Here is a 23,490-nt window from a genome sequence, read left to right as displayed (position 1 = left end):
ATCCGACCAAAATTCGGGTTTTTTGGCGAATCTTGCAAATTGCCCGGTCAGCAAACCGCGTGATTCATGGGTGAAACACAGGTTTGCCAGGTTTGCGTGAAATCGCGCAGCCTTCCTTGGGGATGAAATATTTCTTTCCAGATACGTGCCATGGCTAAAACATCGCCGGGAGGGGGCAGGGCGGGATGATGTTGTTCCACCAATAGCCAGGCAATGGCGGTGGCGTAACGCAGGTTTACGGTGAGTTCCAGTTGGGGAGCACTGAGAAAGGCATGTTGGCTGGCCAAGCCGCGTACCAGGCTGGCGCGTTCGGGGTCCAGCGCCAGGTAGTTGTCCCACAGCGCGCGATGGCGAGGTTCGGTGATGCTGTACAGGCCATGGCCGCGCCGGTCGTGCAAGGCGGAGCCGAGTTCCGACTGGCTGGCCGCGATGCCCAGTAGCAGGGCTTCAGCCGTCTGGTTGTGGCGGCCCAGGTACATCAACGTTGGCCGGATCACATAACGACACAATTCGCTGGCAGCGATACCCATACAAGCCTCAATCCGTGACGGAAGTGGTCGACGAGGCCTGAGAGGTGGGGGCTTGGCAGCGGTGGATCGGATCTCAGGCTCGCCGGAAGCGGATCATGCCGCTTGAGTTGAAGTGTAGTGTCATATTCATGATGTAAAGGACTGTTTTTAAAACATCTTATTCATTTAGTTATATCGTTTATATCTGTTTGAACTTAGTAAAAAAGCCGAATCTACACATTCAAGGCAATAAAAAACCCTGTGTTTTAAACAGGGTTTTTTGTGTTTCAGCGACTCGGGTCGATCAGGCAGTCAGTGCCTGACGGGTACGCTCGATCACGGCCTGCAGCGGCTCGGCGCTGGAGTATTGATCGGGGTACAGGCGTTCGCTGTGACGAGCGATGCCGTGTTCGTTGACCAGGGTGAAGCTGAAGCAGCCTTTGCGAGCAGCCATGATCAGGCAATTCATTGGTGCAAAAGCGTTGGTGAGGGTGCGAATGGCATCCTGAGTATGGATTTGAGCGTTCATATTATTGGTGTTCCTACAAATGACACGGATAAGAACCGTGCAACGTTAAAACGTTCCAGTAACGTTGATCACCATTGATCAAACGAAGAACCCGACTGGAACAAAGCAGCCAGTTTGAAGCGCTAATAAGTTAGGCGCGCTTGGGCTGGCAGGTAGGTACTTAGGAGGGCAGGCAACACAACAGGGGCAAAGGTTCTGGGCCCAGGGTGAAGATCCTGATCAATTTGCAGGTTGGTTCGGTCAGAGTATTGGAACTTCGCGGCACCCTTTGCTTGTTCAAAGGCGGTGTCGTCGCAAGTGATACCTGGAAACCATCGAGGTGGTCGGTCCCGCGTTGTTCGGGGGAGTTGTTCGACCAGAATTGACTTTCAGCTTGGTACTAACGCCGCGGATAGTAACGGATTGAAACAAGGAAAGAAAGTGTGCTAGCCAAAAAACTTCAATCAACCCCCTACCAGGCTGCGATAGATCAGCACCGTAGCGGCTGCGGCCAGGGAGCAACCCAAGGCGTAGGCCGCCAGGGTCAGGCGCCAGGACTGGCCGGCTTCAATCACTTGCATCACGTCGCGCATGTCGTTGATCCTGCCGTCACCCAACTCGATGCACAGGCTTACGGCAGTAAAGGCGGCCGACAGCAGGATGGCGATGGCAAACAACGCGCCGTCAGGCGCGGGCAGGGCCGCGTTGATGCCCAGGGCGGTTGCGCAGATTGCGAGCAGCAGGAGTGCGAATAACAGAATTCCTTTCATCGGCGGTGCACGCTTGCGTTATGGGTAGAGCAGTGTGGCCAGCCCGTATCGATTTGAAAAGTCCTCCCACGTGACTCGCCGGTAACGTTTTTCGTAGAAGTCGCAGCAAAAAAAGCCGCCGATATAACCGTCTGATCGGGACTTGTGCACATTAGTTGCGGAGTGTGTAACCAACCTGTCAACTCCTTCGCAGGGCCGCCTTTAGCCTGCAATGGAAATTTAAGTCAATGAAAAATCTCGCTTTTTTTAATTGGTGAAAAAATCGTCAGTTTGACTGCGGCCCCCGTTCCACGGGCCTTTGCGCGGGTTAAAGGGGGGTTGTCCACTGAGTTATCCACAGCTTCTGTGGATTGTCCCTAGCGCTTGCTCTAGAACGGGCGTGCTGAGATTTTTCAGCTTTACCTGTACGAAAAAAAGAGTAGAGTGGCGCGCCTTCCGATCTGCCCCACAGTGCTTTATGAAGTTTCGCTCAGTATCACCTTCTGTTACCGACACTCCACAGACTGTTACCGCACCCAAGCGTTTCTCCTTGAAGGTTGCCTTGTGGCTGCTCGACAGCCCGCGCCTGGGGCACAGCACCAACGTCAAACACTTCGCCGGGCGCTTGCTCAAGCAGCCTGCCCGTGATGGCGTGGTGGCCGCCCAGAGCCGCCTGGGCCAGCTGATGTGCCGTGAATGCGGTAACGCCCGCGACCGCCGCATCGGCCATGACCTATTGCGCCAGGCTGCCCGCGCCGGTGATCGTCGCGCCCAACGCGAACTCGGCCAGGTCGAAGACTGAGCTGTCGTCAGACCCTGTGCTCCGTTAACCTTGCTCTTTTTCGGTAATGGCAGAAATGGCTATGGTTTTTGACTGGACCAGTGTTGCCCTGGGCCTTGCTGGCGCCGCGTTGCCTCTGTTGGCCGTGTGCTGGCAACTTCAACGGCGGCTGACCGCCCGCACCACCGGCTGGGAGCTGCTCGAAGAGCGCCTGGCGACTGCGCAACTGGCCCAGGAAGGCCTGGCGGCTCAACTGGACGCCAGTCGTGACGAAATCAGCGACCTGAGCCACGCCAACGCCGCCAAGCAAGCTGACTTGGCCGCCTTGCGCCGTGAGGTCGAACTGTTGCAGATCGACCGCGACAATGCCCGCGACGCCGCCCACGCCTGGAACCTCGACCGCAACGCCAAGGACACCGAGCTACGCCGCCTCGATGCGCTGTCGGCGGCCTTGCGCGCCGAGTTGCGCGAGCAACAGGACAGCCACCAGCAACGCCTCACTGACCTGCAAGGTTCGCGTGACGAGCTGCGTGCGCAGTTCGCCGAACTGGCCGGCAAGATTTTCGATGAGCGCGAACAGCGCTTTGCCGAGACCAGCCAGGAACGCCTCGGCCAGTTGCTCGACCCGTTGAAGGAACGCATCCAATCCTTCGAAAAACGTGTGGAAGAAAGCTATCAGAATGAAGCCCGCGAGCGCTTTTCCCTGGCCAAGGAACTGGAGCGCCTACAGCAACTGAACCTGCGTCTGTCGGACGAGGCCACCAACCTGACCCGCGCCCTCAAGGGCCAGAAAACCCAGGGTAACTGGGGCGAACTGATCCTTGAGCGAGTGCTGGAACACGCTGGCCTGGAGAAGGGCCGTGAATACCAGACTCAGGTCAGCCTCAAGGGCCCGGACGGTGAGCGCTTCCAGCCCGACGTGTTGATCATGTTGCCCGGCGACAAGCAGGTGGTGGTCGACTCGAAGGTCAGCCTGACCGCCTATCAACAGTATGTCGGCGCGGACGACGAAGTGATCGGCCAAGCGGCGCTCAAGCAACACGTATTGTCCCTGCGCAATCACGTCAAAGGCTTGGCCGGCAAGGATTACAAGCGCCTCGAAGGCTTGCATAGCCTGGATTTCGTGTTGTTGTTCGTGCCGATCGAGGCGGCGTTTTCCGCCGCGCTGCAGGCTGAACCGAACCTGTTCCAGGAAGCGTTCGACCGCCATATCGTGATCGTCAGCCCGACCACTTTGCTCGCCACCTTGCGGGTGATCGACAGCTTGTGGAAGCAGGAGCGTCAGAGCCAGAACGCCCGTGAAATCGCCGAGCGTGCCGGTTGGCTGTACGACAAGTTCGTGTTGTTTATCCAGGACCTGGATGAAGTAGGCAATCGTCTGCAGCAGTTGGATAAGGCTTACAGCTCGGCGCGGAACAAGCTTACAGATGGCCGCGGAAATCTGGTCAGCCGTACCGAGCAGTTAAAGTTGCTCGGTGCGCGTGCCAGCAAAAGTCTCCCTGCCGACCTGCTGGAACGGGCAATGACCGATACCGATGGCGTTGCCCATCTGCCTGAATAAACCCCGCCCACAATTCAGATCGAGCACGGCCTGGCTACAGTGGCAAATGCCTACTCAGCAACGCGCGCAACGCCGCCGGCTTCACCGGCTTGGCCAGGTAATCCAGCCCGGCCGCGTGCACCTCGGCCACCATCTCCGGACGGCCATCGGCGCTGATCACCACGCCGGGAATCGGCTCGGCCAATTGCGCGCGCAACCAACCCATCAACTCGGTGCCGGTTTCGCCATGGTCCAGGTGGTAATCCACCAAGGCCAGTTGCGGACGCACGCCGTCTGCCAGCAGTGCCGCGCATTGCGCCTGGTCGGTAGCCGTCCACACCTCGCAGCCCCAACGACTCAGCAGGCTGCGCATGCCGATCAGGATGCTCTCTTCGTTGTCCACGCACAGCACTTGCGCGCCACTCAGCGGCTGGCCGTTCTCCGGTGTCGCCAACACCCGTGGGCTGGCCTGGTTGCGCGCCAATGGCACACTGACGCTGAACACACTGCCCTTGCCCGGCCAGGAGCGCACGCGCAACGGGTGGCCCAGTACGCGGCACAAGCCATCGGCAATTGCCAGGCCCAGGCCCAGGCCCTTTTCCGCGCGGGTCTGGTGGCTGTCGAGACGCTTGAACTCTTCGAAGATCACCTTCTGTTTATCCAGTGGAATGCCGGGGCCACGGTCCCAGACTTCCAGGCATAACTCGCCCTCGCGGCGACGTACGCCAAGCAGCACCGGGCCGTCGGCATAGCGGAAGGCGTTGGTGAGAAAATTCTGCAAGATTCGCCGCAGCAGCTTGATGTCGCTGTCCACCCGCAAACGGCTGCCGCGCACGCGAAAGCGCAAGCCTTGTTCCTGGGCCAGGGCCTTGAACTCGGCGCCGAGGGTGTCGAACAGCTCATTGAGTGCAAAGGGTTGGCGCTGCGGGTTGATCTTGCCGTTTTCCAGGCGCGAGATGTCCAGCAGGTCGCTGATCAGGTCCTCGGCGGAACGCAGCGAACTGTCCAGATGCTGCACCAATTGCCGGGCTTCACTGGACATGCCGTCGTTCTGATGTGACAGCGCGGCGGAAAACAGCCGGGCGGCGTTGAGTGGTTGCATCAGGTCATGGCTGACCGCCGCGAGGAAACGGGTCTTCGACTGGCTGGCGGATTCGGCCACGCCCTTGGCGTCAGTGAGTGCCACGTTGAGCTGCGACAGTTCATGGGTGCGCTCGGTCACCCGCTGCTCAAGGCCCTCGTTGGCCTCAGTGAGCGCTTGCTCGGCTTCGCGGAACGCGGTGATGTCGGTGAAGCTCATGACGAAACCACCGCCCGGCATCGGGTTGCCGATCAGCTCGATCACCCGCCCGTTGGGGAACAAGCGCTCTGAGGTGTGCGCGCGGCCCTGGCGCATCCAGTGCAGGCGACGCGCCACATGGACTTCGGCCTCACCCGGCCCGCACAGGCCGCGCTCGGCGTTGTAACGGATGATGTCGGCAATCGGCCGGCCGACGCTGATCAGGCCTTCCGGGTAGTTGAACAGCTCCAGGTAGCGCCGGTTCCACGCCACCAACTTGAGAGACTGGTCCACCACGCTGATGCCCTGGGTAATGTTTTCAATCGCACCTTGCAGCAGGGCCCGGTTGAATTGCAGCACCTCGGAGGCTTCGTCGGCGATACGTACGACGTCCTCCAGTTGCATTTCCCGACCTTCAATCGCGGCTTTTACTACAGCGCGTGTCGACGAAGCGCCGAGCACACCGGCCAGCAGGCGTTCGGTGTGGGCGATCCAATCGTTGTCGGCGTTCTGGTTGGGGTTGAAACCTTTGCCCTGGCGATAGGCGAAGCGGATAAAACTCTGCTGGGCGCGTTCTTCACCGACAAAACGTGCGGCCAGGCTGAGCAGGTCGCTGATCTGTACCGACAGCATCGAGCGTGCGTTGGCGCGCTGGCTGATTTCCTGGCCGATAAAACGCCCGGCCTGCCAGTGCTCGGACACCCGTGTGCGCGACAGCATCGACACCCACACGAACAGCGTGAAGTTGCCTGCCAGGGAGAACACGGTGCCCAGGGTCAATGAAGTCACGGACAAGCCAAACGGATGGGAGTGCATCCATGTCAGGCCAGGGAAAAGACTTAGCGACCAGCCGAGACTTTTCGCCGTCACAGGTAGGACCAGGGTGTAGAACCACAGGAAAGTCCCCGCCGCCAAGCCGGCAAACACGCCGCGCCGGTTGGCCTGCTTCCAATACAACGCACCCAGCATCGCCGGCGCCAGTTGGGTCACGGCGGCAAAGGCGATCTGGCCGATGGTCGCCAGGCTTGCGGTGGAGCCCAGCAAGCGATAGCTCACGTAGGCCAGCAGAAGGATGATCACGATGCTGACCCGGCGTACCGAGAGCATCCAGTGCCGGAACACTTCGAACGGCCGCTCGGCGCTGGAACGGCGCAATAGCCAGGGTAGCAACATGTCGTTGGAGACCATGGTCGACAGGGCGATGCTCGCCACGATCACCATGCCGGTGGCTGCCGAGGCGCCGCCGATAAACGCCAGCACGGCGAGGGCCGGATGCGCTTCGGCCATGGGCAGGCTGATTACGTAGGAATCCGGCAATACCGAACCGGGCAACAGCATCTTGCCACCGAGGGCGATAGGGACGACGAACAGTGCGGCGAGGATCAGGTAGGCGGGGAATACCCATTTGGCCAGGCGCAGGTCCTGCGGGTCGATGTTCTCCACCACCGTCACATGGAACTGCCGGGGCAGGCAGATGATCGCCATCATGGCCACGCCGGTCTGCACCACCATCGACGGCCAGTTGACTGTCTCTTTCCAGTATTCGTCGAGGCGCGGTGCAAGCATCGCCTGGCTGAACAGGTCGCCGAAACCGTCATACAGGCCGTAGGTCACAAACGCGCCGACCGCGAGAAAGGCGAACAGCTTGACCAGCGACTCAAACGCAATCGCCAGCACCATGCCACGGTGGTGCTCGGTGGCGTCGAGGTTGCGGGTGCCGAAGACGATGGTGAACAGGGCCAGAACCAGTGACACGATCAGCGCCGTGTCCTGGGCGCGGGTGCCGGTGGTGTCGGCGCCTGCGCCGATCAGCAGGTTCACCCCCAACACAATGCCTTTGAGTTGCAGGGCGATATAGGGCAGTACGCCGACCAGGCAGATCAGCGCCACCACCACGGCCAGGGATTGGGATTTACCGTAGCGTGCGGCGATAAAGTCGGCGATGGAGGTGATGTTTTCCTGCTTGCTGATCAGGATCATCTTTTGCAGCACCCAAGGTGCCAGCACCAGTAGCAGCACCGGTCCCAGGTAGATCGGTAAAAACGCCCACAACTGTTCGGCAGCTTGCCCTACAGAGCCAAAGAAGGTCCAACTGGTGCAGTAGACTGCCAGCGACAGGCTGTACACCCAGGCACGCATGCGGGGCGGCAGCGGCGCACGGCGGCGGTCACCATAAAAGGCGATGGCGAACATAATGGCCATATAGGCCAGGGCAACGGCGGCGATCAGCCCGCTGGACAGCGTCATGGTAACTCCGAGCATAAGAACGCCCGGGCATTTCAGGCCCGGTTGGACAGTCTCGCATGATGCATGGGGTTAGTCAGTGTCGACCAAGGTCGTGTGAGGGAGAATGTCGCAGGGTGTGTCTAGCGCGGCGGCAGGGTTTTCTGGCGCAGGATGTAGATCGACACCAGCACGGCACTGGTCAGCATGAAGCCGCGTGCCCACGGTAGAGGTACCAGATAGCAGGACAGGCCGATACTCAGCCACATCAAACCGATGGCGTAGACCTTGCCTTTGAGGGGGATGCCGTTGCCGTCCAGGTAATCGCGAATCCACGGGCCCAGGCGCGGGTGTTCCACCAGCCAGTGGTAGAAGCGCGGAGAGCTGCGGGCGAAGCAGGCGGCGGCGAGGAGCAGGAAGGGCGTGGTTGGCAACACCGGCAGGAAAATGCCAATCACCCCCAGCGCTACGCTCAGCCAGCCGATGGCCAGCAGCACGTAACGCAGGAGAGGCGAGCGATTGCCCATGGGTGTCACGGGCAAACGACTCAGTGGTGACGTGGCTTGAGGATCGCCGGTTTTTCGTCAGGGGCGTTGCACAGCAGGTACAGGGCGGTCAGGGCTTCCGGGATCTGTACGATCATGTCGTCCATCAGGTTGGCGTCGGAGGCGATGTCGGCGAACTCTGGCTGGTCGTCGAACAGGCCCGAACCGACCATGATCGGCAGCAGCATCTCGCTGACTTCTTCCTCGGCGGTTTCGAACCAGGCGGCTTCGCGCAGGAACACGCCTTCCATGAAGCCGATGCACCAGCCGCGCAAGTCGGAGTCGTCCGGCTCTTCGCCCAGGTCCAGGTCGCACGGCAGCTCGAATTCCTCGTCGGAGGCCAGTTGGCGACCGATGTGGGCTTTGAGGGCGATCAGGGTCGATTCGATTTCTTCGCGCTGGGCGGCGTCGGCGTAGTGCGGCTCTTCGGCGAACAGGGCGTCGATCCATTCACGATCAGGAACAGGCTCGGCACAGATGGACAGGGCGGTCAGGTAGCCGTGGGCGGCCACGTAGTCCAGCGCCTCGTCATGCAGCTCATCGGCGTCGAGGAAGGCTTGCAGGCGGGTTAGTTGCTCAGCGAAGGACATTGAAGGACTACCTTGGGAATAAACGATGCTGAATTCTAGGCTTTCTTGAGCGCCCAGGCCAGCCGCATGGCAGATTAGATCGCGGCCGCTATTCGTCAGCCGCGCCCTTTGCCGGGTGTCGCTCGGGTATACTGCCGCGTTTTGTGATGCCCCTGCAGGCCAAGCGCCAACCCGCGAAAACTTCGCTTACGGATTATTTCCCGTGAGGACGGATTTTTTCGGCCAGCCTGTACAGAGGGATTTCGGCGATATTTTGGAGTTTTACATGCTCGAGCAGGCTCAACGCGTCCTCAAGGACATCTTCGGCTACGACAGTTTTCGTGGCCGCCAGGGTGCGATCATTGAGCGCGTGGCCAGTGGCGGTGATGCCCTGGTACTGATGCCTACCGGCGGCGGCAAGTCGTTGTGCTTCCAGGTGCCGGCGCTGTTGCGCAACGGGCTGGCGGTGGTGGTGTCGCCGCTGATCGCGTTGATGGACGACCAGGTTGCGACCCTGGAAGAACTGGGCGTCGCCGCAGCGTCCTTGAACTCCACCCTCAGCGCCGAACAGCAGCGCGACCTGGCCGCGCGGATCAAGCGCGGTGAGGTGAAGATGCTCTATCTGGCGCCCGAGCGCCTGGTACAGCCGCGCATGCTGGCGTTCCTGCAGAGCCTGGAAATCGCCCTGTTCGCCATCGATGAAGCCCACTGCGTATCGCAATGGGGCCACGATTTCCGGCGCGAATACCTGCAACTGGGCCAGTTGGCCGAGCTGTTTCCCGATGTGCCGCGTATCGCCCTGACCGCCACTGCCGACAAACGCACCCGCGAAGAAATCGTCGAGCGCCTGCATTTGCAGAACGCCGAGCGCTTCCTGTCGAGCTTCGACCGCCCGAATATTTTCTACCGCATCGTGCCCAAGGAGCAGCCGCGCAAGCAGCTGCTCGCGTTCCTCTCCGAGCGGCGCAGCGATGCGGGCATCGTCTATTGCCTGTCGCGCAAGAAGGTCGATGAAGTCGCGGCGTTCCTCTGCGAGCAGGGCTACCCGGCGTTGCCGTACCACGCCGGCCTGCCCAACGAAACGCGCTCGGCGCACCAAAAGCGCTTCCTCAACGAGGAAGGCCTGATCATGGTTGCTACCATCGCGTTTGGCATGGGGATCGACAAATCCAACGTGCGCTTTGTGGCACACATGGACCTGCCCAAGTCCCTTGAGGCGTACTACCAGGAAACCGGTCGTGCGGGCCGTGACGGCCTGCCGGCGGATGCGTGGATGGTCTACGGCCTGCAAGACGTGGTGATGCTCAAGCAGATGCTGCAAAACTCCGAAGGCGACGAGCGTCACAAACGCCTGGAACAGCACAAGCTCGACGCCATGCTCTCGCTGTGTGAAGAAACCCGCTGCCGCCGCCAGACGTTGCTCGCCTATTTCGACGAAGACATGCCCGAGCCCTGTGGCCATTGTGACAACTGCACCGATGGCGTGCAGACCTGGGATGCCACCGAGCCGGCACGCCAGGGCTTGTCCGCCATCTATCGCACCGGCCAGCGTTATGGCGTCGGCCATTTGGTGGATGTGCTGCTGGGCAAGGACAACGAAAAGGTCCGCAGCTTCGGTCATGAAAAACTCTCGGTCTATGGCGTTGGCAAGGCCCGCGCCGAAGGGGAGTGGCGCTCGCTGTTCCGGCAGATGGTCGCGCGTGGCCTGGTGGACATCGACATCGAGGGCTATGGCGGCCTGCGCTTGAATGACAGTTGCCGGCCGCTGCTCAAGGGCGAAGTCAGCCTTGAATTGCGCCGCGACCTCAAGCCGCAAACCACTGCGAAGACCAGCACCAGCCAGGCCAGCCAACTGGTGCGTGGCGAAGAGCGTGAACAGTGGGAAGCCTTGCGCACCCTGCGGCGCAAATTGGCCCAGGAACACAGCGTGCCGCCGTACGTTATCTTCCCCGACTCCACCTTGCTGGAGATGCTGCGCGAGCAGCCGACAACGATGGCGCAAATGGCCCGGGTCAGTGGCGTGGGTGCGCGCAAGCTGGAGCGTTATGGGCAGGCGTTTCTCGAAGTGCTCGGTGGCCAGGCCGAAGCGCCGAAGGAAGTCGCGGATATTCGCCACGAACTGATCAGCCTGGCGCGCGCCGGCATGACGCCGATCCAGATCGCCGGCCAGTTGCAATGTTCGGAGAAGAACGTCTACACCCTTTTGGCGGAGTCCATTGGCGCCCAGCAGCTGTCGCTGGAACAGGCACTTGATCTGCCGGAGGATCTGCTCGGCGAAATCCAGGACGCGTTCCTTGACGGAGAGGGCGAATTGCCACCTGTGGCGGAGATCGCGCCGTTGTTCACCGGGCGTGTGCCTGAAGGGGTTTTGTACTGCGTGCGTGCCGCTTTGCAGTCTGAATTCGAAATTTAGTGTGCCAATTACGACAATGTAACGAATCAGTACATAGCACCTCTTGCCTGTTGGCAGGGCTCATGCTTAGCTGACTAATAATTAGCCACACTTTATTTTCAGTCTAAACCATGAGTTTTTTATGCCGTTAACCGATCAACACCGCTTTGGCATGCAGTTGGCGCAAATGTCCCGAGGTTGGCGCGCCGAACTGGATCGCCGTCTGGCGGGGCTGGGGTTGTCCCAGGCACGCTGGCTGGTGCTGTTGCACCTGGCCCGGTTCGAAGAAGCCCCTACCCAGCGTGAGCTCGCACAAAGTGTCGGCGTAGAAGGGCCAACCTTGGCCAGGCTGCTCGACAGCCTGGAAAGCCAAGGCCTGGTGCAACGCCAGGCGGTGGTCGAAGACCGCCGTGCCAAGCGCATCCTGCTGTGTGATACCGCGCGCCCGTTGATCGACCAGATCGAGACAATTGCCACGCAACTGCGCCGTGAGCTGTTTGTAGGCGTGGATGAAGAGGATATGCGCGTGTGCATGCGGGTGCACGGGCACATCCTGGCGAACCTGGAAAAGTCCTGATTGCGGATACGACTAAGATCAAACTGTGGGAGCGGGCTTGCTCGCGAATGTGGTGTGTCAGTCAACAGATTCATTGGCTGATCCACCGCCTTCGCGGGCAAGCCCGCTCCCACATTTGGTTTTGTGTTCGGCTTTCTAGAAGGTTTGGCCCAGGTTCAGGTACACCGCCTTCTGATTGTCATCATTGAACCCATAGCTGAAATTCAGCGGCCCCAACGGCGTATCGAAGCCCAGGAAAACGCTCGCCGCGTTGATATACCCACTGTCGAACTCGTTGTCGTTGTTCCACGCCCGACCGCGCTCCACTGACGCACCCAGGTACAGTGGGAAATCCAGCGGCAAGTACGAGCGCGGTGTCAGCCGGCGGTAATACACCGCGCGCATCAGGCTGATGTTCTGTCCCGAGATGGCATCTTCGCGAAACCCCGACAACTGTCGCGCCCCACCCAGCAGGAAGCTGGAAATCACCACGTCGGATTTATCCAGCGTACGCCCGTAGCGCCCGCCCAGGATCAGGGTGTCCGGGCCGCTGCTCATGGCCTTGTCCAGCTTGAACTCCCACTGGCGGTAGCGCTGGTCCGAGCCGAGCCCCGGTTCGAATTCCCGGTAGGCCAGGCCGATGTCTTCGCCGGTATGGGGGAAGTACACGTTATCCAGGGAGTCGAAGGAGTACTTCAGCTCATAGAAGCCTTCGCTGAAGCTCACGCTCGGCAGGTCGCGGTCGCCGATGCGCACATCCGCCTTGCCCCAGGCTTCGCCGACGCCAAAGCGGATTTCGCCGCTGTTGCCGATCTGGCGTCCCAGGTTCAAGCCAAAGCCGTAGCGTTCCAGGCGGTATTCGGAGATAGGGTCGTTGTCCAGGATCAATTCCACGTTCTGCGCCTGGGCGCTGATGTAGGGTGCGACGAAGTAGCGTGAACCGGTATCCAGTGGTTGATAGAACTCGCTGTACAGCTCCTGGCGATCACCGATCTGCACGCGCGTCAGCCATTCGGCGCCGAGGCGGTTGATGCCGTTCATGCGGTAGCTGGCGCCGAGGTTGAAGGCGCTGTCGCCGCGCATGTCGTCCGACAGGTTCAGGCCCAGGCGCAGGTAGTCGGTGCCGGCGCGCTTGCCCCGTGCGCTGATTACCAAGGTGTTGTCCTGGCCCTTTTTCACCACGCGATATTGCACTTGCTCGAAGTAATCCAGGCCGTACAAGGTGCCCATGTCGGTTTGCAGGCGCCCCAGGTTGAGCGGTTCGCCCAAGGGTTGGCGAATGTAGTAGCGGATCACGTCGTCGCTGACCTTGGAGTCGTTTTCCACGTTGATCGCGGTAATCACTGGCGTGCGCTCGCCCGGCGTGCGTGCAGCGATCAATTGCGCGTCGATGGGGGCGGCGGGACGCAGGTGCGCCAGGCGTAAGTCGAGGGCGCGGGTGGCGCGGTAGCCGGCGTCGATCATGTCCTTGGCGCGGCCGAAGTCGGTCACGCCGTAGGCGGCCAGGGGCGGCTGGATCAGCACGTCCTTGGGGTGCAGGTCCTTGAGCTGTTCTTCGGAATTGCGCCGGGTCATCAGGGTGATGGATTGGTTGAGTACGTCCACCACCGTTGCCAGTTGTTTGCGCGAACGTAGCGGGGTGCCGATGTCCACCACGATGGCGATATCCACGCCCATCTCCCGCGCCACATCCAGCGGGATATTGTCGGTCATGCCGCCGTCCACCAGCAGTCGGCCGTCCAGTTCCACCGGGGCGAACACCGCCGGGATCGACATGCTGGCGCGGATCACCTGGGGCAGATGGCCCTTGCGAAATACCACCTTTTCCCCGGTGGTGATGTCGGTGGCTACGGCACGAAACGGGATCGGCAGCTTGTCGAAATTTCGCGTGTTGCTGGCGTGGGCGAACATGCTTTCCAGCAGCAACGCCAGGTTCTGGCCCTGGATCACACCCAGTGGCAAGCCCAGGCTGCCGTCGTCGCGAAAGCTGAGTTTCTGTTTGATCAGGAAATCGCGGTCATCCTGCTTGCGCCGGAACGGCACGTCTTCCCGTGGCGGCGCGTCGGACAGGGCCTGTTGCCAGTCGATGCTCAGCGCGAGCTTTTCCAGCTCGTCGATCTTGTAGCCGGAGGCGTACAGCCCGCCGATCACCGCGCCCATGCTGGTGCCGGCAATGGCATCGATCTGGATGCCCTGTTCTTCCAGGGCCTTGAGCACGCCGATATGCGACAGGCCTCGGGCGGCGCCGCCGGAGAGCACCAGGCCGATTTTCGGGCGTGGGCTTTCAACGGCTTGGGCGAGGAGGGGGAGCAGGCACAGCAGTAGGCAGGACAACAGGCGGCGCATCGTGAATCTCGGGACTGGGCGATAAAGGCCGGTATTATAGCCACCCGAACCCCCGAGCCCGTTACGCCAGGAGCCTGTCAAACAATGTCCACGCGCAAACCCGAGATCGTCATCACCTATTGCACCCAATGCCAGTGGCTGTTGCGCGCCGCGTGGCTGGCCCAGGAACTGTTGAGCACGTTCGCCGATGACTTGGGCAGGGTGGCGCTGGAGCCGGCCACAGGTGGCGCATTTCGCATCACCTGCGACGGCGTGCAGATCTGGGAGCGCAAGCTTGATGGCGGTTTCCCCGAAGCCAAGGTGCTCAAGCAGCGCGTGCGCGACAGGATCGACCCGCAACGCGACCTCGGGCACAACGACCGCACGCCGTAAAGGCCGCCGCCCCTGAGGGCGGTGGCCGGGCACCTATTTGGCGTCGAGCTTTTGCTTGATGAAGCCGATGACCCACGTCAGCACCAACCCGCCGACGCCACCGCCGACGATATTGCTGCCGACCGCTGCCACATCCAGTGCTTCGGTGCCGGCGGTGCCGGTGAGTGCCGAAACAATCTGGCCCAGTACCAATCCGCCAATACCGCCGAGAAAGGTGTTGAGCCCGGTCCCCATACTTTGTTTGGTCATGCCGGCGATGTTGCCACCGCCTGCGCCGCTGATGATTTGAACCAACAAGTTGATGAGCATTTCCATGGTAAAGCTCCTGCATCGCGTTAATGGGGTGACCACTCGCTTGCAGCAACTTCGGAAAACACCATGGCTGTCGTCGAGCTGTCGGGTACCCGTTGAACGACTACTGGCTGTTGCGGATGTTTAAAGTATAGATCAGGCCGTTGTCGCGGGCTGTTTGGCCTGGCTCGCACTGCCCATCAGCCCCGACAGCACAATGGCGACGATGATCAGCAGGCCACCGAGCAACATGCGTAAGGTCGGGGTTTCGGCGAACAGCAGCCAGGCCACGGTGATGCCATAGACCGGTTCCATGGCGAACACCACCGACGCGGTGCGCGCCTTGATCACCGCGAGGCTGGCGACAAACAGGCTGTGGGCCAGGCCGGTGCAGAACACCCCGAGCAGGCCGATCCACAGCCAATCAATGCCCCGCACGTCCGCCAGACCAGGCGCCGCCACGGGCAAGAGCAGGGCGGCGACCACCACGTTCTGGCACAGCGCCGCCTGCACCGCCGGAATCCGTCCGGAGCTGGCGCGGTTGTTCAGCGACAGCAGGGAAAACAGCAGCCCCGACGCGATGCCCCAGAGCAAGCCGCCGGTGGCCGCGCTGGCGAGGTTGAAGTCTGGCGTGACCAACACCAGGCCGATGCTGACCAGCACCACCAGCAGCACTTCGTTGGCGCGGATGCGTTCACGGAAGATCAGCCCTTCGAGGATCACGGTAAACGCCGGGAACGCGGTAAAGCCCAGCGTGGCAACGGCCACGCCGGCGACCTTGACCGCCATGAAGAACGTCACCCAATGCGCCGCCAGCAATACGCCGCTGACCAGCAGCCGGCGCCAGTCGCGGCTTTCCAGGTGTTTCCAGGGGGCATTGCTGGCGAAACGCGCGAACACCGCCAGGGCCAGCACGGCGAACGCGGCGCGACCAAACACGATAATGGCCGGCGACGCCGCCGCCAGCTTGCCGAATACGCCGGTGAGGCCAAACATCAATGCGCCGATATGCAGGGCGCCGAGGGCTGAACGGGGAGTCATTGCGATCCTTGAAACAACGAGGTGACAGAAGCCCAGTCTAGGGGGTTGCAGGCGTGGGTGTCTGTCGTACGACTCGCGATTTTTAGCGCAGGACTCTTCTACGCTGAACGTCGCAGCGCGCCTGGCGAAGCGCCAAACTCGCGCAGCATCGCGGCGGCAAACGCGCTTTGCGAGCTGTAGCCGACTCGCTCGGCGATTTCGCCGATGGGCAGCGGGGTACTTCGCAGCAAACCGAGGGCCAGTTGCAGGCGTCGGCTGCGGATGTAGTCCATGGGCGTCTGCCCGCATTCGGCCACGAACCGCGCATGCAGGCGCGGCACCGACAGGTCGGCGATGCGCGCGAGGTCGGCGACCTGCAAGGGGTGGGCGACATGGCGTTCGATGTGCGCATTGAACGCGGCATACGGCAGGCGCTTGCCCGCCAGCGGCTGCTCCTGGGGATGATTGAGACTGGCCAGCAGCAACACCGCGCCTTGCTGCACGATCAGCGGGTCGTCCACCGGACTGCGGGCCAGCCATTGCACCAGTTGGTGTTGCCGGGCGTCCAAGGCCAGGCGCGCCGGTTGATCGAGCAGGCGGCGGCTGGCGTCGGCGTGCTCGCCCAAGGATTGCAGCACCCAGTGCTCGGTGGGCACGTCCAGCACCAGGCAGCGGCTGCCGTCGCGGCTGTCGCAGGCGTGGTGGGCGTCGTAGGGCAGCACCATCACGCTGCTTTCCCGCACCTGGCTGCCACGGCCATCGACCTCGAAATCCAGGTGCCCGGACAGGCCGAACACCAGTTGCGCATGCTCGTGGCTGTGGGCAATCGGGGCGGTGGTGTAATGGCGTAGCGTGAGGATCGGTCTCATCGCGGTCTCCTGGGGCAGGCTGTCGCAGTCTACAACGCTTCGCGGCTTGCGGGCGTTGTCATCAGACTGACGCACAGTTGTCATGGGCTATTAATCGCCCTGGCGCAAGCTCGCGAAAACACCGTCGAGGGACACCCATGACCAGTGCCGAGTTGATCAAGCCCAGCCGCAAGCAACGGGTGCGTACCCTGTGGATTTCCGACGTGCACCTGGGCACCCGGGATTGCCAGGCCGAACATCTGTCGCAATTCCTCAAGGGCTACCAGGCCGACAAAATCTACCTGGTGGGCGACATTATCGATGGCTGGAAACTGCGCGGCGGCATGTATTGGCCCCAGGCTCACACCAATGTGATCCGTCGCCTGCTGACCATGGCCAAGCGTGGCACTGAAGTGATCTACGTCACCGGCAACCATGACGAATTCCTGCGCCGTTATTCGAAGCTGATCCTGGGCAATATCCAGTTGGTCGACGAAGCGGTGCACGTGACGGCCGACGGTCGCCATCTGCTGGTGATCCACGGTGACCAGTTTGACGTGATCACCCGTTATCACCGCTGGCTGGCGTTCCTTGGCGATTCGGCCTACGAATTCACCCTCACGCTGAACCGCTGGCTCAATCACTGGCGCGCGCGGTATGGCTACGGTTACTGGTCGCTGTCGGCGTATTTGAAGCACAAGGTGAAGACGGCCGTGAACTTCATCAGCGATTTCGAAGAAGCCATCGCCCATGAGGTCACCAAGCGTGAGTTGCACGGGGTAGTGTGCGGGCATATCCACCATGCGGAGATTCGCAAGGTGGGCGAGGTGGACTACCTCAATTGCGGGGATTGGGTGGAGTCGTGCACGGCGCTGATCGAGCACTGGGATGGGCAGATCGAGTTGTATCGGTTGGCGGATGCGCAGGCCAAAGAGGCGCAGCTCAAGGCCGAAATGGTTGCTGGCTGAAAGGTTGTCCTCGGTCCAAATGTGGGAGCTGGCTTGCCTGCGATAGCTGTCTATCAGTGAAAAATGTGGGGCTGACACACCGCTATCGCAGGCAAGCCAGCTCCCACACAAGCCAGCTCCCACACAAGCCAGCTCCCACACAGGCCAGCTCCGGGTTTTGTCAGTTGGAAACGTCGGCGATCGCTTTGGCAAGCAGCGCCAAGCGCGTCGCATCAATCCCGGCAACGTTGGCCCGCCCCGAATTGACCATATACACGCTGTGCTTCTCGCGCAGCTGCTTGACCTGCTCGGCACTCAAACCGGTGTAGGAAAACATTCCGCGCTGCGCACCAATATGAGCAAAACGCTCGGCCAGACCATGGGGGGCCAAGGCCTCGACCAAGCCGGAGCGCAGGTGCGCGATCCGTGAACGCATGGCTTCGACTTCTTCGCTCCACTGCTGTTTCAGGCCAGCATCACCGAGGATGGTCGCGACCACCGCGGCGCCGTGATCCGGCGGTGTCGACCACAGGTTGCGCGCGATATTCGCCAGTTGGCTGCGCACATCCGTCAGCTTTTCGGCATCCGCCGCGCACACGATCAGCGCGCCGACACGGTCGCTGTACAGGCCGAAGTTCTTCGAGCAGGAACTGGTGATCAACACTTCCGGCAGCTCGGCGGCAAACAATCGCACCGCCCAGGCGTCTTGCTCCAGGCCATCGCCAAAGCCCTGGTAGGCGAAGTCGATCAGGGGCAGTAACCGGCGTTCGCGCACGATCTGCAACACCTGGCGCCAGTCATCCTGGGACAGGTCGAACCCCGTCGGGTTATGGCAGCACGCGTGCAGCAGCACCACATCACCGTGGGGGATGGTGGCGAGGGTCGCGAGCATCGCTGCCACATCCAGGCGATTGTCCGCGCCCACGTAGGGGTAGTGGCTGACCTTGAGCCCGGCCTTGGCGAAGATACTTTCGTGGATCGGCCAGGTCGGGTTGCTCAACCACACGCCACGGCCAGGCAGGCTGTGGGCGATGAAGTCGGCGCTCAGGCGCAGGGCACCGGTGCCGCCCGGGGTCTGGGTAGCGCCGGCGCGGCGGGCGTGGATCAGCGTGGAGTTGCTGCCGAGCACCAGTTGGCTGATCAACGTGCCGAAGGCGGCATTGCCGTGGCCGCCGATGTAGGTCTTGGTGGTTTGCGTGTCCACCAGGCGCTGTTCGGCGAGTTTTACCGAGTGGGGAATCGGCGTCAGGCCCTGGTCGTCTTTATACACACCTACGCCGAGGTCGAATTTGTGCGGGTTGCTGTCCTGGGCATACAGGTCCATCAGCCCAAGGATCGGGTCGCCGGGCACGCGGTCAATCGCATCAAAATGCATTACTTGCGGCCCTCGGCGTTCTTGGCCACTTCGTCGGTGCGCGCGGCCATGATGAAGTCGTTGCGGTGCAGGCCCTTGATGGAGTGGCTCCACCAGGTCACGGTGACTTTGCCCCACTCGGTGAGCAGGCCTGGGTGGTGGCCTTCGGCTTCCGATATTTCACCCATGGCGTTGGTGAAGGCCAGGGCGAATTTGAAGTTCTTGAACAGGAAGACCTTTTCCAACTGCATCACGCCGTCGCGCACTTCGATATTCCAGTCGGGGATCTGCTTGATCAGCACCGGCAGTTCTTCGTCGCTGACTTGCGGGGCGTCGGCGCGGCAGGCTTCGCAGTGGGCTTGGTTCAAGGTGGTCATGTGAAAGTGTCCTGAATTCGAGTATTTGAAGGTCAGTGGCGTCACCCTAAAGCAACGCGGGGCCAGGGAACAGACTCACCTGGCGCAAAAAACCGAGGTTTAGGCGGCTTTGGGTTTGGGCGGGAACTTGGGCGCGTGCAAACCCAGCTGCATGCCGCGCTCGACCATGCCCATGATGTCCTCCTGCGCGACTTCGAACAGGCGCTTGAGCTCGGGCAATACGAAGTACAGCGGTTGCAGGATGTCGATGCGATACGGCGTGCGCATCGCTTCCAGCGGATCGAAGGCCTGGTGCTCGGGTTCGGACGACAGGCTGTACACCGTCTCCTTGGGCGACGACAAAATGCCGCCACCGTAGATGCGCAGGCCGGCGGGCGTATCGACCAGGCCGAACTCGATGGTCATCCAGTACAGCCGCGCCAGGTACACCCGTTGCTCCTTGGTGGCCGCGAGGCCGAGCTTGCCATAGGTGTGGGTGAATTCGGCGAACCAGGGGTTGGTCAGCAGCGGGCAGTGGCCGAAGATCTCGTGGAAAATATCCGGTTCTTGCAGGTAGTCCAGCTCTTCACGGGTACGGATGAACGTCGCCACCGGAAACTGTTTGCTGGCGAGCAATTCGAAGAAGGTCTGGAAGGGGATCAGTGCCGGCACGCGGGCGACTTGCCAGCCGGTGGTCTCGGCCAGCACTTTGTTGACCTCGCCCAACTGCGGGATACGGTCCAGGGGCAGGCCGAGCTTGTCGATGCCGTCCAGGTATTCCTGGCAGGCGCGACCCTCGATCACTTTCAACTGGCGCGTGATCAGGGTGTTCCACACCGCGTGTTCTTCCGGCGGGTAGTGGATAAAACCTTGCGCATCGGGCTCGCGGGCCACGTACTGCGTCTGCTTCATACGGCTCTCCTGCTAGGCATTCGTTCTTGTTATGTCCTGCTGTGCCTCTATTGATAACCCGGCGTGGGCAAGAATCCATCCGCCTCTGACGAGGGTGTGTAGGAAAATGCCCTGGTTTTCGTAAAGTAATCGTTACGCTTGTGGCGTCTGGCGCTGCATTGGGCTGGGAAAAGCTCACAAGCTGTCACATAATCTTGACGACTATCTGCGCTCAGCGACAAAAAGACGCGGCGCCTTCCCACCTTTCGGGTCTTTTCATGCGTATCAAAGTGCACTGCCAGAACCGCATCGGCATCTTGCGGGACATCCTCAACCTGCTGGTGGAGTACGGCGTCAACGTCGCCAAAGGCGAGGTGGGCGGTGAGCATGGCAACGCCATCTATCTGTTCTGCCCGAACCTGGTGAACATGCAGTTCCAGGCCTTGCGCCCGCAATTCGAGGCGATTGCCGGGGTGTTTGGTGTGAAAAGGGTAGGGCTGATGCCCAGCGAACGTCGGCATATGGAGCTCAATGCGCTGCTTGGCGCCCTGGAGTTCCCGGTGCTGTCCATCGACATGGGCGGCTCCATCGTCGCCGCCAACCGCGCTGCGGCGCAGTTGCTGGGCGTGCGGGTGGATGAGGTGCCGGGCATTCCATTGTCGCGTTACGCCGAGGATTTCGACTTGCCGGAACTGGTGCGTGCGAGCAAGTCGCGGATCAACGGGCTGCGGGTCAAGGTCAAGGGCGACGTGTTTTTGGCGGACATCGCGCCGCTGCAATCTTCCGAGCACGATGACAGCGAAGCCATGGCCGGTGCCGTGTTGACCCTGCACCGCGCCGATCGGGTCGGTGAGCGCATCTATAACGTGCGCAAGCAGGAGCTGCGCGGTTTCGACAGTATCTTCCAAAGCTCCAAGGTCATGGCCGCCGTGGTCCGCGAGGCCCGGCGCATGGCACCGCTGGATGCGCCGCTATTAATAGAAGGCGAAACCGGCACCGGCAAGGAATTGCTCGCACGTGCCTGCCACCTGGCCAGCCCGCGTGGGCAGTCGCCGTTGATGGCACTCAACTGCGCGGGTTTGCCGGAGTCGATGGCCGAGACCGAATTGTTCGGTTACGGCCCAGGTGCATTTGAAGGCGCACGGGCCGAAGGCAAGCTGGGGCTGCTGGAGCTGACGGCGGGGGGGACGTTGTTTCTCGATGGTGTCGGGGAAATGAGTGCGCGCTTGCAGGTGAAGTTGCTGCGCTTCCTGCAGGACGGTTGCTTCCGGCGTGTGGGCAGTGATGAAGAGGTCTACTTGGATGTGCGGGTGATCTGCGCGACTCAAGTGGACTTGTCGGAACTCTGCGCCCGTGGTGAATTCCGCCAGGACCTTTACCACCGGCTCAACGTGCTGTCGCTGCATATCCCGCCGCTGCGCGAATGCCTGGATGGCTTGGCACCATTGGTTGATCACTTCCTCGACCAGGCCAGCCGCCAGATTGGTTGCCCGCTGCCCAAGCTGGCGCCGGCGGCCATGGAGCGCCTCAGCCATTACCACTGGCCGGGCAACGTGCGGCAGCTGGAAAACGTGCTGTTCCAGGCGGTGTCGTTGTGTGATGGCGGTACGGTCAAGGCTGAGCATATTCGCTTGCCGGACTATGGTGTGCGTCAACCCCTTGGCGATTTTTCCCTGGAGGGTGGTTTGGACGAAATTGTCGGGCGGTTTGAGAAGGCGGTGTTGGAAGCACTCTATGCAGAACACCCCAGCAGCCGACAACTGGGCAAGCGCCTGGGGGTTTCTCATACCACGATTGCCAATAAGTTGCGGGACTTTGGCGTGAGCAAATAGTGCCCTGTACATTCATAGGCCGAACACTGCACTGAATGGCGCAGTGTTCGGCCCAAGTTGCGGTGAAGGCTGTCAGGACGGTCGATCCTCCTCAGTACCAATGGGTATGATTTTTCCGTTGCCTTTTTCCACCCAGGCGAGCAGCGTCTCGCTGTTATCGTTATGTTTCGGGAATGAAGTCAGCGTGTAACTTTTATCTTGTTCCAGTGCGTCGAGACTTTTTTTGACTTCCGGGTGCAGGGCACCATATTCGCCGGCTTTCAAGGCGTCGGAGGTTATTCCCTCATTAATGGACTTTATCGGCGCAGACATTATTTTCGGGAGTCGCCACAGTGGATGAATGCTGTCGTGAGTCAGAGGGCCTTCACTTGCCATTGCCTGGATTAATACAGGGGTGTCGCTGTTAGTGGGTATCCAGGCCGATGCTGTACTTGAGGGACTGTCCAGTGTTATCAGGCGGTAGTCCTGATTTTTATCCAACTTTTCAAGCTCTTTGATGGCTTGCGGCGAAAGCGTTCCGAATTTACCCGCGCGGATGTCATTGGCCGTGATACCACGGTCGGTCTGTACCCTGTGGTCTGGCAAGCTGTCGAGGAGTTGGCGCAGTGCGCCCACTGTGGGGTTTCCCTGTGGTGGGCTTGGTTTGAAATCCGAGCGCACATCCCAATCCCGGCGGGCGTCGGGGCGTCCACCGTCGGGGTTGTAGTCCCAGTTGCGGCGGGCGTCGGGGAATCCACGGTCAGGACGATAGTCCCAGTCGCGGCGGGTCTCGGGGAATCCACGGTCAGGCCGGTAGGCCCAGTCGCGGCGGGCGTCTGGGAATCCGCGGTCAGGGCGGTAGTCCCGGTCGCGGCGGGTGTCGGGGAATCCCCGGTCGGGGCGGTAGTCCCAGTCGCGGCGGGCGTCGGGGAGCCTGCGGTCGGAGCGGTAGTCAAAATCCCTGCGGGAGCCCGGACGATTAAAGTCGGCTCGATGGTCGTGATTGCAGCGGTGATAGTGGGGTTCGGCAGGCGGACGCCGGGAGGGGCGTGATTCATACTCTCGGTCCCGTTCATATAGGGAGGTGGGGTCTCTGAAGTAAGTCGTGTATGCGTCGTTGGTTCTAAACATGTTACTGGCCTTTTATTGATAAGAATGTAGGTCGCAGAGTCATTCAGTCAAAGTTGATTGGTGAGTGCAGTTCTGCGAGGTGCGAGAGTTGCGTAAGTAAGGGTGGGGCGACAAGTTGGTATTGTTGAGTATTTGTAAATGTATGTCGGAGTAATCTTCAAGTAGTTGGTCGTCAGGCTTTTTTTAAAACTTCAAGTTAAAACACACGCGTTAACTAATTGGGTGGCGCGCGAGGTGTTGCGGTTGGCGCGCAGTGCGTGAATTTTGAAATGATAAATGGCGTGAGTGCAGCGTTTTATTTCAAGAGGCCGCGGTTACATTTAAACGAATGGGCAAGGGGGGGCGCAGGGCGCAGGGCCAGCACCTTGTGCCTGTGATGCGGGTCACCGCCATCGCCGGTCTTTGCCGTAAGCGGCATGACACCGCCGTTTTTTCGACTCGCCTGCCGGCCGTCTCGACGGCGTCAAGCCAT

The 23,490-nt window shown here is 61.0% G+C and carries 21 protein-coding genes; 7 read left to right on the top strand and 14 right to left on the bottom strand.

The window, feature by feature from the left end:
* Nucleotides 1-47: 47 nt before the first annotated feature.
* The 3 genes from AC3ISR_RS20035 to AC3ISR_RS20025 all read right to left on the bottom strand — a co-directional run bounded on the left by AC3ISR_RS20035 (nucleotide 48) and on the right by AC3ISR_RS20025 (nucleotide 1,787).
* Nucleotides 48-530, bottom strand: coding sequence for a hypothetical protein (locus AC3ISR_RS20035; protein ID WP_192297045.1), 483 nt, complete (start codon nucleotides 528-530; stop codon nucleotides 48-50).
* Nucleotides 531-813: 283 nt separating this feature from the next.
* On the bottom strand, nucleotides 814-1,038 hold the full coding sequence (locus AC3ISR_RS20030; protein ID WP_005790139.1) for a hypothetical protein: 225 nt from the start codon (nucleotides 1,036-1,038) through the stop codon (nucleotides 814-816).
* A gap of 443 nt (nucleotides 1,039-1,481) precedes the next feature.
* Entirely contained in the window at nucleotides 1,482-1,787 is a 306-nt protein-coding gene (locus tag AC3ISR_RS20025) for a hypothetical protein (protein WP_463984079.1), read from the bottom strand.
* 457 nt (nucleotides 1,788-2,244) lie between these two features.
* On the opposite strand from AC3ISR_RS20025, the gene AC3ISR_RS20020 reads away from it, so the two are divergent.
* Together AC3ISR_RS20020 and AC3ISR_RS20015 are read left to right on the top strand one after the other, a co-directional pair.
* On the top strand, nucleotides 2,245-2,568 hold the full coding sequence (locus AC3ISR_RS20020) for an SEL1-like repeat protein (RefSeq protein ID WP_192297043.1): 324 nt from the start codon (nucleotides 2,245-2,247) through the stop codon (nucleotides 2,566-2,568).
* Between the two features lie 61 nt (nucleotides 2,569-2,629).
* Nucleotides 2,630-4,108 carry a DNA recombination protein RmuC gene (locus tag AC3ISR_RS20015; protein WP_463984098.1) on the top strand — a complete coding sequence of 493 codons (1,479 nt, stop codon included), beginning with the start codon at nucleotides 2,630-2,632 and terminating at the stop codon, nucleotides 4,106-4,108.
* A 34-nt stretch (nucleotides 4,109-4,142) separates the two neighbouring features.
* Here AC3ISR_RS20015 and AC3ISR_RS20010 read toward each other — a convergent pair whose 3' ends face one another.
* The 3 genes from AC3ISR_RS20010 to AC3ISR_RS20000 form a co-directional block, all read right to left on the bottom strand.
* Nucleotides 4,143-7,613 carry a hybrid sensor histidine kinase/response regulator gene (locus AC3ISR_RS20010; RefSeq protein ID WP_192297042.1) on the bottom strand — a complete coding sequence of 1,157 codons (3,471 nt, stop codon included), beginning with the start codon at nucleotides 7,611-7,613 and terminating at the stop codon, nucleotides 4,143-4,145.
* A 119-nt stretch (nucleotides 7,614-7,732) separates the two neighbouring features.
* Nucleotides 7,733-8,116, bottom strand: a complete 384-nt coding sequence (locus tag AC3ISR_RS20005) for a YbaN family protein (RefSeq protein WP_192297041.1) — start codon at nucleotides 8,114-8,116, stop codon at nucleotides 7,733-7,735.
* Nucleotides 8,117-8,136: 20 nt separating this feature from the next.
* Nucleotides 8,137-8,724, bottom strand: a complete 588-nt coding sequence (locus AC3ISR_RS20000; RefSeq protein WP_192297040.1) for a UPF0149 family protein — start codon at nucleotides 8,722-8,724, stop codon at nucleotides 8,137-8,139.
* A gap of 265 nt (nucleotides 8,725-8,989) precedes the next feature.
* Here AC3ISR_RS20000 and recQ point away from each other — a divergent pair, with 265 nt between their 5' ends.
* Both recQ and AC3ISR_RS19990 read left to right on the top strand, forming a co-directional pair.
* Entirely contained in the window at nucleotides 8,990-11,116 is a 2,127-nt protein-coding gene (gene recQ / locus AC3ISR_RS19995; RefSeq protein ID WP_192297039.1) for a DNA helicase RecQ, read from the top strand.
* 121 nt (nucleotides 11,117-11,237) lie between these two features.
* Nucleotides 11,238-11,672 carry a MarR family transcriptional regulator gene (locus AC3ISR_RS19990; RefSeq protein WP_192297038.1) on the top strand — a complete coding sequence of 145 codons (435 nt, stop codon included), beginning with the start codon at nucleotides 11,238-11,240 and terminating at the stop codon, nucleotides 11,670-11,672.
* A 135-nt stretch (nucleotides 11,673-11,807) separates the two neighbouring features.
* Here AC3ISR_RS19990 and AC3ISR_RS19985 read toward each other — a convergent pair whose 3' ends face one another.
* The gene (locus AC3ISR_RS19985) at nucleotides 11,808-13,997 is read right to left on the bottom strand and encodes a patatin-like phospholipase family protein (RefSeq protein WP_192297037.1); all 2,190 of its coding nucleotides are present in this window, start codon (nucleotides 13,995-13,997) and stop codon (nucleotides 11,808-11,810) included.
* 84 nt (nucleotides 13,998-14,081) lie between these two features.
* Here AC3ISR_RS19985 and AC3ISR_RS19980 point away from each other — a divergent pair, with 84 nt between their 5' ends.
* Nucleotides 14,082-14,369 (top strand): Rdx family protein, encoded by a 288-nt coding sequence (locus AC3ISR_RS19980; protein WP_226454981.1) that lies wholly within the window; start codon nucleotides 14,082-14,084, stop codon nucleotides 14,367-14,369.
* 33 nt (nucleotides 14,370-14,402) lie between these two features.
* On the opposite strand, the gene AC3ISR_RS19975 is transcribed toward AC3ISR_RS19980, so the two are convergent.
* From AC3ISR_RS19975 to AC3ISR_RS19965, 3 genes are all read right to left on the bottom strand, one after another.
* Nucleotides 14,403-14,684, bottom strand: a complete 282-nt coding sequence (locus AC3ISR_RS19975; protein ID WP_463984080.1) for a hypothetical protein — start codon at nucleotides 14,682-14,684, stop codon at nucleotides 14,403-14,405.
* A gap of 132 nt (nucleotides 14,685-14,816) precedes the next feature.
* On the bottom strand, nucleotides 14,817-15,701 hold the full coding sequence (locus AC3ISR_RS19970) for a DMT family transporter (protein WP_192297034.1): 885 nt from the start codon (nucleotides 15,699-15,701) through the stop codon (nucleotides 14,817-14,819).
* A 98-nt stretch (nucleotides 15,702-15,799) separates the two neighbouring features.
* On the bottom strand, nucleotides 15,800-16,549 hold the full coding sequence (locus tag AC3ISR_RS19965; protein WP_192297033.1) for an AraC family transcriptional regulator: 750 nt from the start codon (nucleotides 16,547-16,549) through the stop codon (nucleotides 15,800-15,802).
* 137 nt (nucleotides 16,550-16,686) lie between these two features.
* Between AC3ISR_RS19965 and AC3ISR_RS19960 the strand changes: the two genes are divergently transcribed.
* A complete protein-coding gene (locus AC3ISR_RS19960; protein WP_192297032.1) occupies nucleotides 16,687-17,496 on the top strand; it encodes a UDP-2,3-diacylglucosamine diphosphatase in 810 nt (269 codons plus the stop codon).
* 160 nt (nucleotides 17,497-17,656) lie between these two features.
* Here the strand turns inward: AC3ISR_RS19960 and AC3ISR_RS19955 are convergent, their stop codons facing one another.
* The 3 genes from AC3ISR_RS19955 to phhA form a co-directional block, all read right to left on the bottom strand.
* Nucleotides 17,657-18,850, bottom strand: a complete 1,194-nt coding sequence (locus AC3ISR_RS19955) for an amino acid aminotransferase (RefSeq protein ID WP_463984081.1) — start codon at nucleotides 18,848-18,850, stop codon at nucleotides 17,657-17,659.
* Complete coding sequence (locus AC3ISR_RS19950) at nucleotides 18,850-19,206, bottom strand: 4a-hydroxytetrahydrobiopterin dehydratase (protein WP_110625390.1); 357 nt, start codon at nucleotides 19,204-19,206, stop codon at nucleotides 18,850-18,852. The genes AC3ISR_RS19955 and AC3ISR_RS19950 overlap by 1 nt, the downstream gene beginning before the upstream one ends.
* A gap of 99 nt (nucleotides 19,207-19,305) precedes the next feature.
* Nucleotides 19,306-20,097, bottom strand: a complete 792-nt coding sequence (phhA, locus tag AC3ISR_RS19945) for a phenylalanine 4-monooxygenase (protein WP_192297030.1) — start codon at nucleotides 20,095-20,097, stop codon at nucleotides 19,306-19,308.
* 257 nt (nucleotides 20,098-20,354) lie between these two features.
* Between phhA and AC3ISR_RS19940 the strand changes: the two genes are divergently transcribed.
* A complete protein-coding gene (locus AC3ISR_RS19940; protein ID WP_192297029.1) occupies nucleotides 20,355-21,908 on the top strand; it encodes a sigma-54-dependent transcriptional regulator in 1,554 nt (517 codons plus the stop codon).
* A gap of 72 nt (nucleotides 21,909-21,980) precedes the next feature.
* On the opposite strand, the gene AC3ISR_RS19935 is transcribed toward AC3ISR_RS19940, so the two are convergent.
* Nucleotides 21,981-23,018: a hypothetical protein gene (locus AC3ISR_RS19935; RefSeq protein ID WP_192297028.1), complete on the bottom strand. Its 1,038-nt coding sequence runs from the start codon at nucleotides 23,016-23,018 to the stop codon at nucleotides 21,981-21,983.
* Between the last annotated feature and the right edge of the window lie 472 nt (nucleotides 23,019-23,490).

The sequence above is a fragment of the Pseudomonas sp. GL_117 genome, from assembly GCF_057835125.1.
The sequence above is the reverse complement of the archived record's forward strand: the minus strand, read 5'-3'. Positions and strand labels throughout refer to the sequence as shown.

What these genes read in the sequence shown, in the direction of transcription:
- AC3ISR_RS20035 (WP_192297045.1), bottom strand. Translation starts at nt 530, where the DNA reads ATGGGTATCGCTGCCAGCGAATTGTGTCGTTATGTGATCCGGCCAACG.
- AC3ISR_RS20030 (WP_005790139.1), bottom strand. Translation starts at nt 1,038, where the DNA reads ATGAACGCTCAAATCCATACTCAGGATGCCATTCGCACCCTCACCAAC.
- AC3ISR_RS20025 (WP_463984079.1), bottom strand. Translation starts at nt 1,787, where the DNA reads ATGAAAGGAATTCTGTTATTCGCACTCCTGCTGCTCGCAATCTGCGCA.
- AC3ISR_RS20020 (WP_192297043.1), top strand. Translation starts at nt 2,245, where the DNA reads ATGAAGTTTCGCTCAGTATCACCTTCTGTTACCGACACTCCACAGACT.
- AC3ISR_RS20015 (WP_463984098.1), top strand. Translation starts at nt 2,630, where the DNA reads ATGGTTTTTGACTGGACCAGTGTTGCCCTGGGCCTTGCTGGCGCCGCG.
- AC3ISR_RS20010 (WP_192297042.1), bottom strand. Translation starts at nt 7,613, where the DNA reads ATGACGCTGTCCAGCGGGCTGATCGCCGCCGTTGCCCTGGCCTATATG.
- AC3ISR_RS20005 (WP_192297041.1), bottom strand. Translation starts at nt 8,116, where the DNA reads ATGGGCAATCGCTCGCCTCTCCTGCGTTACGTGCTGCTGGCCATCGGC.
- AC3ISR_RS20000 (WP_192297040.1), bottom strand. Translation starts at nt 8,724, where the DNA reads ATGTCCTTCGCTGAGCAACTAACCCGCCTGCAAGCCTTCCTCGACGCC.
- recQ (WP_192297039.1), top strand. Translation starts at nt 8,990, where the DNA reads ATGCTCGAGCAGGCTCAACGCGTCCTCAAGGACATCTTCGGCTACGAC.
- AC3ISR_RS19990 (WP_192297038.1), top strand. Translation starts at nt 11,238, where the DNA reads ATGCCGTTAACCGATCAACACCGCTTTGGCATGCAGTTGGCGCAAATG.
- AC3ISR_RS19985 (WP_192297037.1), bottom strand. Translation starts at nt 13,997, where the DNA reads ATGCGCCGCCTGTTGTCCTGCCTACTGCTGTGCCTGCTCCCCCTCCTC.
- AC3ISR_RS19980 (WP_226454981.1), top strand. Translation starts at nt 14,082, where the DNA reads ATGTCCACGCGCAAACCCGAGATCGTCATCACCTATTGCACCCAATGC.
- AC3ISR_RS19975 (WP_463984080.1), bottom strand. Translation starts at nt 14,684, where the DNA reads ATGGAAATGCTCATCAACTTGTTGGTTCAAATCATCAGCGGCGCAGGC.
- AC3ISR_RS19970 (WP_192297034.1), bottom strand. Translation starts at nt 15,701, where the DNA reads ATGACTCCCCGTTCAGCCCTCGGCGCCCTGCATATCGGCGCATTGATG.
- AC3ISR_RS19965 (WP_192297033.1), bottom strand. Translation starts at nt 16,549, where the DNA reads ATGAGACCGATCCTCACGCTACGCCATTACACCACCGCCCCGATTGCC.
- AC3ISR_RS19960 (WP_192297032.1), top strand. Translation starts at nt 16,687, where the DNA reads ATGACCAGTGCCGAGTTGATCAAGCCCAGCCGCAAGCAACGGGTGCGT.
- AC3ISR_RS19955 (WP_463984081.1), bottom strand. Translation starts at nt 18,850, where the DNA reads ATGCATTTTGATGCGATTGACCGCGTGCCCGGCGACCCGATCCTTGGG.
- AC3ISR_RS19950 (WP_110625390.1), bottom strand. Translation starts at nt 19,206, where the DNA reads ATGACCACCTTGAACCAAGCCCACTGCGAAGCCTGCCGCGCCGACGCC.
- phhA (WP_192297030.1), bottom strand. Translation starts at nt 20,097, where the DNA reads ATGAAGCAGACGCAGTACGTGGCCCGCGAGCCCGATGCGCAAGGTTTT.
- AC3ISR_RS19940 (WP_192297029.1), top strand. Translation starts at nt 20,355, where the DNA reads ATGCGTATCAAAGTGCACTGCCAGAACCGCATCGGCATCTTGCGGGAC.
- AC3ISR_RS19935 (WP_192297028.1), bottom strand. Translation starts at nt 23,018, where the DNA reads ATGTTTAGAACCAACGACGCATACACGACTTACTTCAGAGACCCCACC.